This window comes from Mycobacterium persicum (genome assembly GCF_002086915.1).
Classification (GTDB): Bacteria; Actinomycetota; Actinomycetes; order Mycobacteriales; family Mycobacteriaceae; genus Mycobacterium; species Mycobacterium persicum.
Genome location: NZ_MWQA01000001.1, coordinates 2,721,217 through 2,736,096 on the forward strand (window position 1 = coordinate 2,721,217; position 14,880 = coordinate 2,736,096).

At 67.5% G+C, this 14,880-nt stretch carries 15 protein-coding genes; 10 read left to right on the forward strand and 5 right to left on the reverse strand.

What is annotated here, in order from left to right; all coding sequences use genetic code 11:
• The first annotated feature begins 76 nt into the window (after window positions 1–76).
• The 5 genes from B4U45_RS12350 (at window position 77) to B4U45_RS12370 (ending at window position 6,178) form a co-directional block, all read left to right on the forward strand.
• A complete protein-coding gene (locus B4U45_RS12350) occupies window positions 77–1,093 on the forward strand; it encodes a chemotaxis protein CheB (RefSeq protein ID WP_122526512.1) in 1,017 nt (338 codons plus the stop codon).
• The gene (locus tag B4U45_RS12355; protein WP_075547880.1) at window positions 1,086–1,844 is read left to right on the forward strand and encodes an STAS domain-containing protein; all 759 of its coding nucleotides are present in this window, start codon (window positions 1,086–1,088) and stop codon (window positions 1,842–1,844) included. The genes B4U45_RS12350 and B4U45_RS12355 overlap by 8 nt, the downstream gene beginning before the upstream one ends.
• Window positions 1,845–1,902: 58 nt before the next feature.
• Entirely contained in the window at window positions 1,903–3,744 is a 1,842-nt protein-coding gene (locus B4U45_RS12360; protein ID WP_075547817.1) for a CheR family methyltransferase, read from the forward strand.
• A gap of 141 nt (window positions 3,745–3,885) precedes the next feature.
• Entirely contained in the window at window positions 3,886–5,094 is a 1,209-nt protein-coding gene (locus B4U45_RS12365) for a glycosyltransferase (protein WP_075547816.1), read from the forward strand.
• A 31-nt stretch (window positions 5,095–5,125) separates the two neighbouring features.
• Complete coding sequence (locus B4U45_RS12370) at window positions 5,126–6,178, forward strand: helix-turn-helix transcriptional regulator (protein ID WP_082275474.1); 1,053 nt, start codon at window positions 5,126–5,128, stop codon at window positions 6,176–6,178.
• A 10-nt stretch (window positions 6,179–6,188) separates the two neighbouring features.
• Here B4U45_RS12370 and B4U45_RS12375 read toward each other — a convergent pair whose 3' ends face one another.
• The 4 genes from B4U45_RS12375 to B4U45_RS12390 form a co-directional block, all read right to left on the reverse strand.
• Window positions 6,189–7,244, reverse strand: a complete 1,056-nt coding sequence (locus B4U45_RS12375) for a DNA topoisomerase IB (RefSeq protein WP_075547815.1) — start codon at window positions 7,242–7,244, stop codon at window positions 6,189–6,191.
• A gap of 68 nt (window positions 7,245–7,312) precedes the next feature.
• Complete coding sequence (locus B4U45_RS12380; RefSeq protein WP_075547878.1) at window positions 7,313–7,822, reverse strand: DUF6328 family protein; 510 nt, start codon at window positions 7,820–7,822, stop codon at window positions 7,313–7,315.
• A gap of 117 nt (window positions 7,823–7,939) precedes the next feature.
• The gene (locus B4U45_RS12385; protein WP_075547877.1) at window positions 7,940–8,338 is read right to left on the reverse strand and encodes a heme-binding protein; all 399 of its coding nucleotides are present in this window, start codon (window positions 8,336–8,338) and stop codon (window positions 7,940–7,942) included.
• Between the two features lie 258 nt (window positions 8,339–8,596).
• Window positions 8,597–8,965, reverse strand: coding sequence for an STAS domain-containing protein (locus B4U45_RS12390; RefSeq protein WP_075547814.1), 369 nt, complete (start codon window positions 8,963–8,965; stop codon window positions 8,597–8,599).
• Window positions 8,966–9,141: 176 nt separating this feature from the next.
• Between B4U45_RS12390 and B4U45_RS12395 the strand changes: the two genes are divergently transcribed.
• The 5 genes from B4U45_RS12395 to B4U45_RS12415 are packed head-to-tail and all read left to right on the forward strand — an operon-like array spanning window position 9,142 to window position 13,672.
• Window positions 9,142–10,032, forward strand: coding sequence for an STAS domain-containing protein (locus tag B4U45_RS12395; protein ID WP_371687272.1), 891 nt, complete (start codon window positions 9,142–9,144; stop codon window positions 10,030–10,032).
• A 30-nt stretch (window positions 10,033–10,062) separates the two neighbouring features.
• Window positions 10,063–10,452 carry an STAS domain-containing protein gene (locus tag B4U45_RS12400; protein WP_075547812.1) on the forward strand — a complete coding sequence of 130 codons (390 nt, stop codon included), beginning with the start codon at window positions 10,063–10,065 and terminating at the stop codon, window positions 10,450–10,452.
• Window positions 10,442–10,855, forward strand: coding sequence for an anti-sigma regulatory factor (locus B4U45_RS12405; RefSeq protein ID WP_075547811.1), 414 nt, complete (start codon window positions 10,442–10,444; stop codon window positions 10,853–10,855). Before B4U45_RS12400 ends, B4U45_RS12405 begins: the two co-directional genes overlap by 11 nt.
• Window positions 10,845–11,471, forward strand: a complete 627-nt coding sequence (locus tag B4U45_RS12410) for a SpoIIE family protein phosphatase (RefSeq protein WP_075547810.1) — start codon at window positions 10,845–10,847, stop codon at window positions 11,469–11,471. Before B4U45_RS12405 ends, B4U45_RS12410 begins: the two co-directional genes overlap by 11 nt.
• Window positions 11,468–13,672, forward strand: a complete 2,205-nt coding sequence (locus tag B4U45_RS12415) for a SpoIIE family protein phosphatase (protein ID WP_075547809.1) — start codon at window positions 11,468–11,470, stop codon at window positions 13,670–13,672. Before B4U45_RS12410 ends, B4U45_RS12415 begins: the two co-directional genes overlap by 4 nt.
• Here B4U45_RS12415 and B4U45_RS12420 read toward each other — a convergent pair.
• Window positions 13,669–14,730 carry a lysophospholipid acyltransferase family protein gene (locus B4U45_RS12420; RefSeq protein ID WP_083154236.1) on the reverse strand — a complete coding sequence of 354 codons (1,062 nt, stop codon included), beginning with the start codon at window positions 14,728–14,730 and terminating at the stop codon, window positions 13,669–13,671. The two genes, B4U45_RS12415 and B4U45_RS12420, sit on opposite strands and share 4 nt — an antisense overlap.
• Between the last annotated feature and the right edge of the window lie 150 nt (window positions 14,731–14,880).

Sequence of the window (14,880 nt, forward strand, 5' to 3'; positions counted from 1 at the left end):
GCGGTCCCCCTTCCGCGTCGGACCTACCCACCGACAAGGCGGTTGCCTAACCTTGAACTGGGTATTCAGGGTTGTCATGCAGGAAAGCGAATTCAGCAAGCTGCGCGGCGTGGTGGTGGGCGCCTCGGCGGGCGGTGTCCAAGCGCTGCGCTGTCTGGCGTCCGGCCTGTCACCCGACCTGCCCTACGCCTACCTGGTGACCCTGCATCTGCCGCCGGGCGCACCCAGCGTGCTGGCGCAGATCCTCGATCGCAGTGGGCCGCTGCCGGCCGTGCCCGCCGAGCACGGCGCCGCGCTGCAGCAGGGACGCATCTATGTGGCCACGCCGGATCGTCATCTGCTGGTGAGCGACCACCGGGTGGTGCTGTCGCAAGGGCCGACCGAAAACGGGCATCGTCCCGCGATCAACGCATTGTTTCGGTCGGCGGCGCTGGCCTTCGGGCCGCGCGCGATCGGGGTGTTGTTGTCCGGCGTGCTCGACGACGGCGTGCTGGGGCTCGCGGCAATCCGCGCCCGCGGCGGCACCACCATCGGCCAAACAGCCGAGGATGCCCTGTTTCCGTCGATGCCGACCAATGCCCGACACGCCGGCGTGCTGGACCGGGAGGCGGCCGCCGCCGACATCGGGGCAGTCCTCAAGGAGCTGTCGCACCGGGAAATCAAGGAGCTCACCATGGAACCCGATATCGCGCTGGAGCTGGAGAACCGCATCGCCATGGCGTCACCTTTCTCGACCGACTTCGACACCCAGCAACTGGGGACGGCCTCGGGGTACACCTGCCCGGACTGCCACGGTTCGCTGGTATCCATCGGCGAGGGCCACTATCGCTGCCGCGTCGGCCATGCCTGGACGGCCGACGCCCTGCTGACCGCCCGCGACGACGAGATCGAGGGCGCACTGTGGGTGGCGCTGCGCAGCCTGCAGGAGAAAGCCCGACTGGCGCGGCACCTGGCCGGCAAGGCCGGTCACGGTCCGGTTTTTCGGCGCTACTCGGCCCGGGCCGAGGAGACCGAGCGGGCGCTGGCCGTGCTAAGCCAGCGGCTGTCGGCCGGCGTTCCCCACCGGGGCCACCCGGGCGATGACGATGACTGAGCACAACCGGCACGTGGTGGTCGACACCGAGCACCAGGACGACACAGCGGTCCTGGTGGTCGAGGGCGTGCTCGACAGCCTGACCTACCGCGAGCTGCGCGACGCCGTCATTAAGGCGGCGCTGGAAGAACCGCGCGCGGTGATCGTCGACGTGAACCGCCTGTCGGTGCCATCGGCCTCGGCCTGGTCGGTGTTCACCAGTGCCCGCTGGCACGTCAGCACCTGGCCGGATGTGCCCATGCTGCTTGCCTGCGAGGACCCAAAGACGCGGCGGCTGATCACCAGGGTCGGGGTGGCGCGATACGTGCCGGCGCACCCGACCCGGGAGTCCGCGCTCGCCGCGGTGGCGGAACCGTCGCTACACGTCCGGCGGCGTACCCGGGCCCAGCTTCCGCCGACCGCGGTCAGCGTCCGGGTGGCCCGTTCACTGATCCAGGCGTGGCTAACCGCATGGGCCAGAAGCGATCTCGCTGCCGTAGCCGCCACGGTGGCCACGGTGCTGGTAGAAAACGTGCTCGCGCACACCGACAGCGCGCCGGTACTGGTGCTGGAGAGCTACCGAGACACCGTCACCGTGGCGGTGGAGGACCACAGCCATCGACCCGCGGTGCGACACGAAGACGCCGGGCACGGCGCCGAAATGCTGTCCGGCCTGTCCATCGTCGCCGCCCTCTGCCGCGCGTGGGGCAGCACACCGACCTCCTCGGGCAAGACGGTGTGGGCGCTCGTCGGTCCCGAAAACGGGCTGTGACGTCGCGAGTAGTGTTCCAGTCCGTCGGACCCCCTCACCGAATGCGGACGTCATAGCCATGAACGCCACAACCGACGAGTCCTTCGAGGCCTTGTTGCGCTACATGCGGGATTCCCGCGGCTTCGACTTCACCGGGTACAAGCGCGCGTCGCTGATGCGCCGGGTCCGGCACCGGATGGATCAGGCCGGCTACTCCGGCTTCGACGACTACCTGGACGTCCTGCAGGCCAGCTCCGACGAATTCGCCGCCCTGTTCAACACCATCCTGATCAACGTGACCGCCTTCTTCCGCGACCAGGAGACCTGGGATTTCGTCAGGGCCGACGTGATTCCGCGGATGCTGGCCGAGCGCGGTCCCGACGACCCGGTCCGGGTCTGGAGCGCCGGATGCGCCTCCGGCCCGGAGGCCTACACCCTGGCCATGCTGTTGGCCGAGGCGCTGGGCGCCGACGCGTTCCGGCAACGGGTCAAGATCTACGCCACCGACATCGACGAAGACGCGCTCGCCGAGGCACGCATCGCCGCCTACGATGCCAAGGCGGTCGAGCCGGTGCCGCCGGATCTGTTGGCCCGCTACTTCGAACAGCTCAACGGCCGCTACGTGTTTCGCAAAGATCTGCGTCGCACCGTCATCTTCGGCCGCAACGACCTGGTCAAGGATGCGCCGATCTCCCGCGTCGACCTACTGGTGTGCCGCAACACGCTGATGTACCTCAACGCCGAAACTCAGCGAAACGTGTTGAGCCGCTTGCATTTCGCGCTGGCACCACAGGGCACCCTATTCCTCGGGCACGCCGAGATGCTGCTCAGTCACGGCGATCGATTCACCCCGCTGAACCTCAAGAACCGAATCTTCCGCAAGGCCGCCGGACCGCACGCCAACGTCAACCGCTACGACCCGGCGGCGGCGCTGTATGACCGCCAGGGCGACTCGCCGGGCCTGACAACATTGCGGGACTTGGCTTTTCGCGCCGGCCCGGTGGCCCAGATCGTGGTCACCCGGGAGGACACCGTCGCCATGATCAACCAGCAGGCCGAGACGGTGTTCGGCCTTTCGGCCCGCGACATCGGACGGCTGCTGCGTGATCTGGAAGTGTCCTACCGGCCCGTCGAGCTGCGCGCCTACCTGGAGCAGGCCAAGGTGGAGCGCCGTCCGGCGCGGATTCAGGACGTCAAATGGCAGCGGCCGGGCGCCGACACGGTGTGGTTCGAGATCCACGTCAACCCACTCATCGACGCCCAGAACGGCCTGCTCGGGGTCTCGATCGTGTTCTTCGACGTCACCGCGACCCGCGCGCTGCTCGACAAGGTCGTCGCGACCAACCGGGCGCTGGAGACGGCCTACGAGGAGTTGCAGTCCACCAACGAGGAGCTGGAGACCACCAACGAGGAACTGCAGTCGACGGTGGAAGAGCTCGAGACCACCAACGAGGAACTGCAGTCCACCAACGAAGAACTCGAAACCATGAACGAGGAACTGCACTCCACCAACGACGAGCTGCACACCATCAACGACGCTCTGCGGGAACGCACCCTCGAGCTGGACGACCTGAAGGATCTGCTGGACTCGCTGGTCAACTCGGTCCGGCTGGGCATGGTCGTGGTGGACCGGGAGATGCGGGTGGTGGTGTGGAACAGCGGCAGCGAGGACCTGTGGGGGCTGCGAGCCGACGAGGCGACGGGTTCGGCGTTGACCTCGCTGGATATCGGACTGCCGATGGAGAACCTGCGGCCGTTGATCGGCAATGCCTTCGTGGACCCCGACAGTTTCGGTGAAACGGTGCTCGATGCGGTCAACCGCCGCGGCCGCCCGGCTCAGGTGCGCGTCACCTGCACATCGTTTCGCTCGGCCGGGGACCTCATCGGCGGGGCGCTGCTGCTCATGGAGGTCGTCGGCTGACAGCCGCACCGGGCGATCGGTCCGGAATGCGAAAACAACCTCTGCGGCGGTTTCACTTCCGGCATAGCGGGTAGTCTCCGCGCGTCGCGGAACGCCCCAAGAAACGCGGGAAGGGAGTCGCGAGGTTCGGAGGATGGCCGAATGAAGATCGCGATCGTCTGCGGTGACGACGTCGCTCAGGAGTACGACCCCGAGTACGGTGGGGCCGTCACCGAGGACTGCGGGCAGCTGTGCGCCGCGTTGGCTACCCAGGGGCACGACGTCACCGCCTTCGTACGCCGCCGGGCGACCTTCTCGGATGCCGCGGGTGCCGAGACCGGTCACGGCTATCGGATCGTTGCGGTGACCGCCGGCCCGGTGGCGGCGATTCCTGCGGTGCAGGTGTTGCCCTATGTGGGCGACTGGGCCGCCGAACTTGCCGCTGTGTGGGCGTCGGATCCTCCCGACGTCGTTCATGCCCTCGGATGGCTGGGGGGCATGGCCGCCCAGCTGGCGGCGAAACGTCAACGCCTGCCGACCGTGCAGAGCTTCTATGGCCTGACCACGCAGCCGCACCGAGCCGGTCGCCATCCCGACGGCTCCGAACGCGCCCGGCTCGAACCGCTGTTGGCCCGCAACGCGACCTGGGTCACCGCCGGCAGCACTGACGACGTCAGCGCGCTGGCCAGGCTGCGCCGCACCCGTGCGCGGTTGTCGGTCTTGTCGGCAGGTGTCGATGTCGACCGCTTTACTCCCGTGGGTCCCGCGCTCGCCCGTGGCGACCAGCATCGCATTGTCTGCGTCGCCCCAGATCCCTCGCCGGACAGCGGCTTCGACGCGACGATCCGCGCCCTGCCTAAGATCCCCGCGGCGGAACTGGTCATCGCCGAAAGCGCCCCGGCCGGCTCCCGGCACCGTGAAGCTCGGCGCGCCCTGGAAAACCTCGCCGCCGAGCTGCGGGTGAGTAACCGGGTCCGCGTCGCCGGCCCGGTTGCGGCCCACGAACTGCCGGCGCTGCTGCGGTCGGCGGACGTGGTAGCGTGCGCGCCGCGGCAGGCGCCGCGCGCCGGCGCCGCGTTGCAGGCCATGGCCAGCGGCGTCGCCGTGGTGGCGGTGTCCACCGGCGCCCTGGTCGACACCGTGGTGCACTCGGTCACCGGACTCCTGGTATCGCCGAACGACCACCGGGAATTGGCAATCGCATTGAAAACTCTTCAAGGACAAAGCTTCCAGTGTGCGGGAATGGGAGCCGCGGGGCGGTTGCGCGCAGAGTCGCGGTTCACCTGGGAGCGCATCGCGCTCGATGCGCTAAACATCTATCGTCAGGTGAGCTCGCAGGTCGAACAGCAAGCCGTGGCGAGCGCCCGATAGTGGCGCAGATCCACTACCATTATTGTCAACAATGACAAGTGTTACCGAGGACACACGGTGCCGTGCCCGTCCGCAGCTGCGCGACGCGGTCAGCCTTGACGGCAAGGATCGCCCGCAACAACCGGACGGCCCGGCCGCGGTGCGCTACGCCCACTTCCACACCGCCGACCCGGTCGCCGCCCAGAGATTCTTCGGCAACGCCTATCACCCGGGCTGGCGAATCACCGAGTTCGCCAGGGGAGCGACGATCACCCACCGCCGGTGTGCAACCGAACACCTCACCGTCGACGACGTGACGATCCAGGGCCGAGTCGACTGCGAAATCCGCACCAGCGACGGCTTCGAGGTGATCCAGCCGCGCTCGGGCTCGTTGATCGCGGTCGGCGACGGCTCTCCGAAGGCGGACACTCCGATGCTGGCCGTCGACGGATTTCCGCGGCTGTTGCGGCTGAACAGCGTCCGGTTCACCATTGCCAGCATCGACGCCGACCTGCTGCGGCAGGTCGCCGCGGGGTCACACACGCCGATGCCGCAGCAGGTCGAGTTCCTCGGTTCCCGGCCGCGTACCCCCGCGGCGGCCCGCATGTGGCGGGACGCATTCGACTACGTCACCACCAGCTTCGCCTCCGCCGACACCGCCCGGCACCCGCTCCTGGTCACCGCGGCCGGTCGCCTGCTGGCCGCCGCGCTACTCGAGTGCTTTCCGTCCAACGTCACCGCGGGAACGTCGTCGCCCAACGACCCATCGGTCCCCAAGGCCCTGCAAACCGCGATGTCGTTCATTCACCGCCACGCCGCGATGAACATCGCGGTCAAGGATGTGGCGGCCGTGGTGCATCTGACGCCGCGGGCGGTGCAGTACCTGTTCCGCCAGCAGCTCGACACCACTCCCACTGAGTACCTTCGCCGGGTCCGGCTGCATCGAGCCCATCAAGATCTGATCTCCGGCGATCGATCGGCCACCACGGTCAGCGAAATCGCGCAGCGCTGGGGCTTCGCCCACACCGGCCGGTTCGCCGTACTCTATCGCCAGACCTACGGCGAAAGTCCGCACACCGCGCTCAAGCGCACCGCCGCCGGGTAGCGCCGCCGGATCACGCCGTTCTGGCCAACTTCCGCAATCCGGATGCGTTCTGCCCCTTAGCGATTCGTTGCACCAGCATCCGGGTGGCCTTTTCCAGGATCTGCTGCGCGGCAGCGGCCCGGCGGGCGCGGCGCGCGCGCCGGGCCGCCGCGGCAATCGTCGCGCCCTGCTCGTAACCGGCGACCACCCGGGGATCGACATAGGAGCCGCGCGCCACCGCCGCGGTGTTGCCCAGTTCCTCGGCGACCTCGCGCATCACGGCCGCCTCGACCCGCTTGGTCACCCGTTGCGACACCGGCGGGTCCGCGTCGGCGAACGCCGCGGCCGCCAGCACGGTGCCGTGCCAGGTCCGCAAGTCCTTGACGCTGTAGTCGTTGCCGACCAACTCCTTGAAGCGCGCATTGAGGTCGTCAGCACGTATCTCTTCCCATCCAGAACCGTTGCGGCACATCAGGAATCGCTCCGAAGCCGGCTTTCGGCGGGTCAGCGAACGCACCGCGCGGACGACTTCGGGGTCGTCGATCTCCAGGGTGCGCCGCACCCCGCTCTTGGCGGGGTAGTCGAAGGCCACAGCGTCGCGGCGCACCGTCACGTGCTCACAGCGCAGGGTGGCGATCCCGTAGGAGTCGTTGTCGTCCGCATACTGCTCACCACCGGCCCGGAAGTAGCCCAGATCGAGCAGGTGCAGCGCCAAGGCCAGCACCCGGTCGCGGGTCAGACCCCGGCCGCCGAGGTCCTCCGCGATCCGGCGCCGCAGCGCCGGCAGCTCCTTGGACAAATCCAGCACGCGGTCGAACTTCTCCTCGGCACGCTCCTGCTGCCAGGCCTGGTGGTAGAGGTACTGACGGCGTCCGGCCGCGTCCGTGCCGACCGCCTGAATGTGCGCGTTGGGATACGGCGCGATCCACACCTGCTGCCACGCCGGCGGGATCACCAGATCCTTGATTCGCTGCAGGGTCTGGCCGTCGGTCAGCAACTCGCCGTCCGGGCCGTAGTAGGCGAAGCCCTTACCCCGCCGTTTACGGGCGATCCCGGGCTTGCTCAGGACGCTGCGACGCAGCCGCATCGGCGCTCCTCTCATGTCCCCAGAGGAATTACCCACCGCGACAGCGGCTCACACCGGGGCTCGGCGGGTCAGTAGTCCGGCGGGTGCACGTCGCGGGTGCGCAGCAACAGCGGAACCAGCACCCAGAAAACCGCGAACAGCGCCAACGCGCAGGCCCCGGCGACGATGCCGGCGGTCACCCCGGACACCGCGTCGAAGATGATGACCGTCACCCCGGTCAACGCCAGGCCTAGCAGCACCAAACCGGCGTAGGCGCACCGGTGCGCCGCCGACACCAGAACCACCAGGCGGTGCCGCCGAAACAGCAGCCGGTGCATGCCCACCGGGGCGATCAGCAGCACCGTCGCGGCCACCGAACATCCCACCGTGGCCAGATACACACCGTGCAGCGTCAAGGTGTCGAAGCGCTGCTGGAACGGCAGCGTCAGCAGGAAGCCGGTGAGCAGCTGAACACCGGTCTGGACCACCCGCAGCTCCTGCAGCAGGCTGTTCCAATTGCGGTCGAGCCGTTGGAGTTCGGTCTCCCCGCGTCTGCGCTGATCCAAGCGCTGGTCCCGGTCCGGATGGTCGACATCCATGCCGGTGATCATCGCATTCGACGAGACCCGGACGGCGATTTTCCACCGGCTTGCCCGGCCGAAGCCGAACGACCCGCCACATCGTCGGGGCGGGTCGTTCCGGCTGCCGGCGCCGCGTCAGCCCGCCATGAACTCGTGGTAGGCCGACTCCAGATGCGAGGGCAGGGCCGTCACATTGCACTGGCGCTCGGTGTCGCCGATCGGCGCCAGAATCCCGCGCAGGTCGTAGTACTCGTTGGGGTGCGCGGTGAAGTAGTTGCGAATGTTGGCGGCCGCCTCGCCTCGCGGCTGCCCGTAGGCGGCCATGACGACCTGGTTGGCACCCGGATGCGCGGCGAGGTACTGCTGCGCCGAGCCGGTCACCGACGAAATGGTGGCGTGGACGCCTTCCGGACTGCAGTCGGGTGCGGCCACCGCCGACGGCGCGCCCACGACCCCGATGGCCAGCCCCCCGAGCAGGCAACCGACGCTGACCCCGGCGACGCGCCGACGCGCGACGATACTGCTGAATTTCATGACGTATTCCTTCACATGATTCGCATGAGCAAACCGATCATGGAGGCTCCCGAATCCCCGAAAGCCAAAGTAGCGGAAGGAAAAGCAGCCGCCGGGCGCCGTTCGCCCAGGACGAACATGCGCCTGCGGCGGCAACCGTCGTTGCCGTGACGGTTGCGCACTGGTGTGACCCGTTGTGTTAAGGAACGGCCAAATTCTCAGAAGTGAAGACGAGTTCTTAGACGATCGTTATCTCGATCGTGACGAAAACGTGATGTGTTAGCGGTTCAGCCTGCCGTCCCGCACGCCGGTCAATGCCTCGTCCAGCGTCGGATATAGCGGGAAGGTTTTGTCCAGGCCGGTCAGGTGGATCGGCCGTCTGGTCGCCGGGCCTCGCGCGACCACTCCGAATTCGGCCGCACCGCCGAGTTTCTCGTAGGTCGCCGCGAGGATCTTGAGCCCCACCGAGCCGAGGAACTCCACGCCGGACAGATCGATGATCAATGCCGTCGGATTTTCGGCGACCACGCCGCCGATGGCTTCTTCCATGGCCGGAGCGGTGACCAGGTCGATTTCGCCACCGATACTGAGCACAGCGACCCCGTCGTGGTCCGTGACCTCGGCGGTGATCGAATCAGGAGCTGACAATGGCGGTCCTTTGTCCAAAGCCGTGGGGGTACTGCAAGCCTAACCCGCCTCCCGAACTGCGAGAAGAAGAAGACCTTGACGCGTTATGCGGCGCGCCCCAGGCTAGTCTCCCCATATGAGCTGCGCCCTTCGGGGCGCGACATGGCACTTGGGGAGGCCAGATGTCAGACTTGCCGATGGAGCTCACGACTACTTCGAACACTTCGAACACCAATACCGTCCCGCAGACGGTCTCCAGCGATGGTTTGCTGCCACAGCTGGTGCAGCATCTGCGGCAGAACCGGACCGGGTTGCGCGAGGAGTGGGCGCGCCGGATCACCGCGGCCGAGCTGCTCACCGCGATGACGCCGGAGGAGATTTTCTCCGAGGCGACCGCCGTCTACGACAACTACGTCGAGGTGCTCGAGACCGGCAGCGTCGAGGCGCTGCAGGATTATGCCCGCGACCTGTCGGAACGCATCATTCCCCGGGGCGTGGAGACCGACGAGGTCGTTGGCATCGTGCTGCTGCTGCGCGATGTGCTCGCCCGGTCACTGTTCGAGAAGTACCAGACCGACTTCGAGATGCTCAACCAGGTGCTGGACGCCTACGAGCCGGCGGCCAACCGGATCGCCAACACCGTGGCGGTCAGCTTCGTGCAGGAACGTGAACGCATCATCCGCCAGCAGCAGGAGGCCATCCGCGAGCTGTCGACGCCAGTGCTGCAGGTGCGCGAGCAGCTGCTGATTCTGCCGATCATCGGCGTGCTGGACAGCCAGCGCGCCCGCCAGGTCACCGAGCAGCTGCTGCGCGCCATCCGGGCCAACCGCGCCAAGGTCGTGGTCATCGACATCACCGGGGTACCGACCATCGATTCGACGGTGGCCAACCACCTGGTGCAAACGGTGGACGCCTCCGGGTTGATGGGCGCCAGCGTGATCATCACCGGCCTGTCCTCCGAAATCGCTTTGACCCTGGTCACAATCGGGCTGGACCTGTCGAAGATGAACGCCGTCGGCGACCTACAGGGCGGTATCGAGGAAGCCGAGCGGCTGCTGGGCTACGAAGTCACCCGCACCGGCGACTAGACCGGGTAGGCACTCATCAAAGGTCAGCCCATGCCGGTACCCATTCTGAAGCTGGGACCGATTCTCATTGCGACGGTGCGCTCGGCGCTCACCGACTCCGAAACCGAGCTCTTCCGGCAGCGTCTGATGGACCGCGTCACCGAATTCCGCGCCCAGGGCATCATCGTCGACGTCACCGCCGTGGAGGTGCTGGATTCGTTTGCCGCCCGGTCCCTGCAGACGATCGCCCGGATGATCCGGCTGCGTGGCGCCGAGACGGTGATCGTGGGCCTGCGCCCGGAGGTGGCCTTCGCGATGGTGCAGCTGGGGCTGGCCTTCGACGATATGCACACCGCGCTCGACTTGGAGGAAGGCCTGGCGCTGCTGAACCGCAAGTTGGGCCTGGAAAAGCCGATGATCGGGCCCGGCAGTGACGGATGACATCGTCGTCGAGGTGGACCACCCCGACGACATCGTCGCTGCTCGCCACGCGGGACATCAGCTCGCCAGTGAGCTGGGGTTCTCGCTGACCGATGTCACCATGATCGCCACCGCGATCTCCGAAATCGCCCGCAACATCACCAGCTACGCCGGCCGGGGCGAGGTCCGGGTCGCGGTGGCCGAGCGCGAGGGCCGCAAGGCGCTGGTGGTGCGCGCCGAGGACGAGGGGCCGGGCATCGCGGACGTCGATCGTGCGATGGAGGACGGCTACTCCACCGGCCGCGGGCTGGGCATGGGCTTGCCGGGCGCGCGGCGCCTGATGGACCGGCTGATCGTCGAGTCGGCGGTGGGTCGCGGAACGATCGTCGAAATGTGGAAATGGGTTCCGCCCCGTGCGCGATAACGGCCGGTTCGGGCCGATCGAGTGGGCGGTCGCGGGCCGGCCGCGGCCGGGCGAGCACACCTGCGGCGACCTGCCGATCGCGGTCCAGATCGGCGGTGACGCGGCGCTGTTCGGTGTCCTCGACGGACTTGGACACGGCCCGGAGGCCGCCCGGGCCGCACGGATCGCCGTCAAGGTGCTCGACGACGCCCGCGACGAACGTCTCGAGGTGCTGATCCAGCTCTGCCACCGCATGCTGTACGGCACCCGGGGGGTCGCGATGACCCTGGCCAGAATCGACTTCTCCGCCGGCGGGCTGTGCTGGACGGGCGTGGGAAACGTGGCCGCCAACCTGGTCGCCAAGGCGATCAGCGGGGTCCGGATCAGTTCCAGCGTGCGGCTGACCGCCGGCATCGTCGGCTACCGGGTACCGGAGGTCACGCCGGCCAAGGTGGTGCCGATCCGCGCCGGTGACCTGCTGGTCGTCGCCAGCGACGGCATCACCGACGACCACCTGGACCACATCGACTTCGCTGCTTCCGCCACCGCCATCGCCGAGCAGATACTGGTCAAGCACGCCAAGGACACTGACGACGCGATGGTGCTCGCCGCGCGTCACCGGGGCATCTCGACATGACCTACACCGACGACTTTCGCGCCCGTTATTTCGCCGCGCTGCGTACCTACCTGGACAAGCGCGACGAGGACAGCCTGGCCGTCGGCCATGAGCTCGGACGCCGGGCCTTAGCGGAACGCATCAGCATGCTCGACATCATCGAGAACCACTTCCGGTTGCTCGACGAGCTCTCGGCAGACGCCGCGTCGGGCCGGCCGATCGCGCTGGAGTTCCTGCTGCAGACCCTGGCAGCCCTCGACATCGCCACCCGCGGATTCCTTGACGGCACCAGGCGTTACGAGCAGCAGCGGGCCCGGGCCGAGGATCTCGCCCACCGCGACACCTTCCGCAACGCGCTGGTGAACTCGTTGCAGGAAGGATTCTTCGTCGCCGACCACGACGGCGCCGTGATCGAGATGAACAGCGCGTTCGCCGAGATCATCGGCTATCCCCCGGAAGGTTTGCCGTACCGGTGGCCGCATCCGTGGCTGCTCGACAAGAAAAGCGCGGCCCAGCAACAGCAGCGGGTCCGGCGGGACGGCTTTGCCGAGTACGAGACGCCGATCCGGCACCGCGACGGCCATCTGGTCTGGGTGACAGTCAGTATCAACGCCGTTCGGGGCGCGGTCGCGGACCGCGACGTGTACGTGGGCACGGTGCGCGACATCACCGCCGAACGAGCTTTCGCCGCAAGGGAAAGCGCGGTGCTGCGGCTGGCCACGTCGGTCGGTGTGGCCAAGAGCATGGCCGAGGTGCTGTCCATCACCCTCGACGAATGCCGCAGCGCGGTCGACGTGCAACGCGTGGTTGCCGTCATATGGCCTCCCGGCGACGGTGAACCGACCGTCCAGGTCGCCGGGGAGCCATCCGAAAAGTCTTGGCGCAGAATGGATCCGATGCTGCGCCAGACGTTTGAGGAGGCACGCCAACAACTGCCGCTGACGGCGAGAACTATCGAGTGGCCCGACACTCCGGGCAAAGCCCGGGGACTGGTCGCGGTGCTGTCGGGTGCCGCCGACGTCGCGCTGTGGCTCGAGTTGCGGGTGCCGCGCTGGGTGACCGCCGAGGATCGGCTGCTGGTCACGGTGCTCATCGGTCACCTGAGCCTGGCCATCGGCCATGTCCGGCAATTCGAGAGCGCCCGTGAGACATCGTTGACCCTGCAGCGGGCCATGCTGCCCCCGGTAAAGCCGCCGCCGGGCTTCGCGGTCCGCTACGAACCCGCCGTGCCGCCGTTGGAGATCGGCGGCGACTGGTACGACGTGCTGGCACTGGACGACCACCGCATCGGCATTGTCGTCGGCGACTGCGTGGGCCGCGGGTTGCCAGCCGCCGCGATCATGGGCCAGCTGCGCAGCTCGGCGCGCGCGCTGTTACTCACCGGCGCGCAACCCGCACTGTTGCTCGAACAACTCGACGCGGCCGCGTCGCTGATTCCGGATGCCTACTGCACCACTGTGTTTCTGGCGATCCTGGACACCAAATCCGGGATCCTCGACTACAGCAACGCCGGGCACATGCCCGCGGTGCTTGCCGAGCCCGGCCGCGGGACCACGTTGTTGACCGACGCCCGCTCGGTGCCGTTGGCGGTCCGGCGAACGCAGCCGCGCCCGGAGGCTTCCCAGGAATTGCTGCCCGGCTCGACGCTGATGCTGTTCACCGACGGCCTGGTCGAGCGCAAGTACGAGTCGATCGACGAAGGCCTGGGACGCGTCGCCGACGTGTTGGCAGCGTCGATGATGTTGCCGGTCGATGCCGTCGCCGATGCCGTGCTGGGCCGATTGGCGCCGGCCGCAGGATACGACGACGACGTCGCAATGGTGGCATACCGGCATCCACACGGGCCGCTACGCATCGAAACCAGTGCTACCCCAGATCAATTGGCGGGCATCCGGCGCCAGCTGGCGTGGTGGCTGCGAGCCGCCGACGTCTCCGACGAACGGGCCGGCGACATCGTGCTCGTGATCAGCGAGGCCTGTACCAATTGCATCGAGCACGCATACCGCGGGCACCGCGTCGGGACCATGCTGGTCGATGTGAGAGCCGTCGACGAAGCGGTGCAGGCGCGGGTCGTCGACTCCGGGTCGTGGAAGACACCGGCGGCCGATCCGGGCAACGGCGGGCGGGGCCTGACGCTGATCAACGCCCTGTGTGACGCCGTGGAAATCGACAACAGCCCGGGCGGGACTGCCATCGAGATGCTGTTTCGGCTGCCTCGCTAGCCGAAGAAGACGTTGCGGCGGCGGATCAACAGGCTGTACAGCATCTGCTGGATGGTCTCCCGTACGTGGTCGGTCAGTTCGAATGTGACGGTGGGGTCGTCGGCATCGGCGCGGTCGTAGTCGGCGGTGCCGATCGGCCGGCCGAATGCGATGTGCCACTTGGACGGCAGCGGTATCAGCCCGGCCGTTCCGGCCCACGGGAACAACGGGGTGATCGGGAAGTACGGCAGGCCCAACAGCCTCGCCAAGGGCTTGACATCGCCCAGCATTGGATAGATCTCCTCCGAACCCACCACCGCGCACGGGATGATCGGCGCTTTGGCGCGCACCGCGGCCGACACGAAGCCGCCGCGGCCGAAACGGCGCAGCTTGTAGCGGTCCTTGAAGCACTTGCCCAAGCCCTTGTATCCCTCGGGAAACACCACGGCGAGTTCGCCGGCCGCCAGCAGCCGATGAGCATCGGTGGGACAGGCCAGCGTGTGACCGGCCTTGCGGGCAACCTCGCCGATGACCGGCACGTCGAAACACAAATCGGCGGCCAACGCTCGCAGGTTTCGGTGCGCGGGATGGTGTTCGTGCACCGCCGTCGAGATCATCAGCGCATCGACCGGCAACACCCCGCCGTGGTTGGAGACCACCAGTGCCGGGCCCTTGTCGGGCAGATTTTCGATCCCGCTGACCTCGACCCGGAACCACGACCGCGAAAAGAACCGCAACAACGGCCGTACCAGTGCGTCGGTGAAGTGGGGGTCGAAGCCGAACTCGTCGACGCGATAGTCCCCGGTCAGTCGCTTGCGCAGGAATTGGGCAACGGCGGCGACCCGTTGGGCGAGCTCGTTGGCCGGCGCCTGGGCCCCGGGCACCCTGGCTCCGAAGGCGCGCTTCTGATCGAGGTCTCGGATGACGGCGGCCGCCCGCCGTTGAGTGGCCTTGGAATTGGGCGGCGCAAGCGTGGGCCGCAATGCCGTGTGCCGGCTGCTTTGGCGGCCAGCCTGATTCCGTGTCGCTAAACGTTGTCGATTCGGTTGCAATGCAATGACATTGGTCCTCGCGGGCATAGACGAACCCCCCGGCACTCTGAGTGTCTGGAATGGATGTGAAGTGGGCCTTGTGTTAGACCCTGGCCGGCGCCGCCCCCGCAGCGCATGCAAGGAGTTTAGTCCTTACATATCGGCAATAGAAGACATGGGGTTGGACGAAAATTATCC

Excerpts from the sequence above, each read along its gene's own strand:
- B4U45_RS12355 (WP_075547880.1), top strand. The coding sequence starts at position 1,086 with ATGACTGAGCACAACCGGCACGTGGTGGTCGACACCGAGCACCAGGAC.
- B4U45_RS12365 (WP_075547816.1), top strand. The coding sequence starts at position 3,886 with ATGAAGATCGCGATCGTCTGCGGTGACGACGTCGCTCAGGAGTACGAC.
- B4U45_RS12415 (WP_075547809.1), top strand. The coding sequence starts at position 11,468 with ATGACCTACACCGACGACTTTCGCGCCCGTTATTTCGCCGCGCTGCGT.
- B4U45_RS12350 (WP_122526512.1), top strand. The coding sequence starts at position 77 with ATGCAGGAAAGCGAATTCAGCAAGCTGCGCGGCGTGGTGGTGGGCGCC.
- B4U45_RS12375 (WP_075547815.1), bottom strand. The coding sequence starts at position 7,244 with ATGCGGCTGCGTCGCAGCGTCCTGAGCAAGCCCGGGATCGCCCGTAAA.
- B4U45_RS12400 (WP_075547812.1), top strand. The coding sequence starts at position 10,063 with ATGCCGGTACCCATTCTGAAGCTGGGACCGATTCTCATTGCGACGGTG.
- B4U45_RS12370 (WP_082275474.1), top strand. The coding sequence starts at position 5,126 with ATGACAAGTGTTACCGAGGACACACGGTGCCGTGCCCGTCCGCAGCTG.
- B4U45_RS12360 (WP_075547817.1), top strand. The coding sequence starts at position 1,903 with ATGAACGCCACAACCGACGAGTCCTTCGAGGCCTTGTTGCGCTACATG.
- B4U45_RS12380 (WP_075547878.1), bottom strand. The coding sequence starts at position 7,822 with ATGGATGTCGACCATCCGGACCGGGACCAGCGCTTGGATCAGCGCAGA.
- B4U45_RS12395 (WP_371687272.1), top strand. The coding sequence starts at position 9,142 with ATGGAGCTCACGACTACTTCGAACACTTCGAACACCAATACCGTCCCG.
- B4U45_RS12385 (WP_075547877.1), bottom strand. The coding sequence starts at position 8,338 with ATGAAATTCAGCAGTATCGTCGCGCGTCGGCGCGTCGCCGGGGTCAGC.
- B4U45_RS12420 (WP_083154236.1), bottom strand. The coding sequence starts at position 14,730 with ATGCCCGCGAGGACCAATGTCATTGCATTGCAACCGAATCGACAACGT.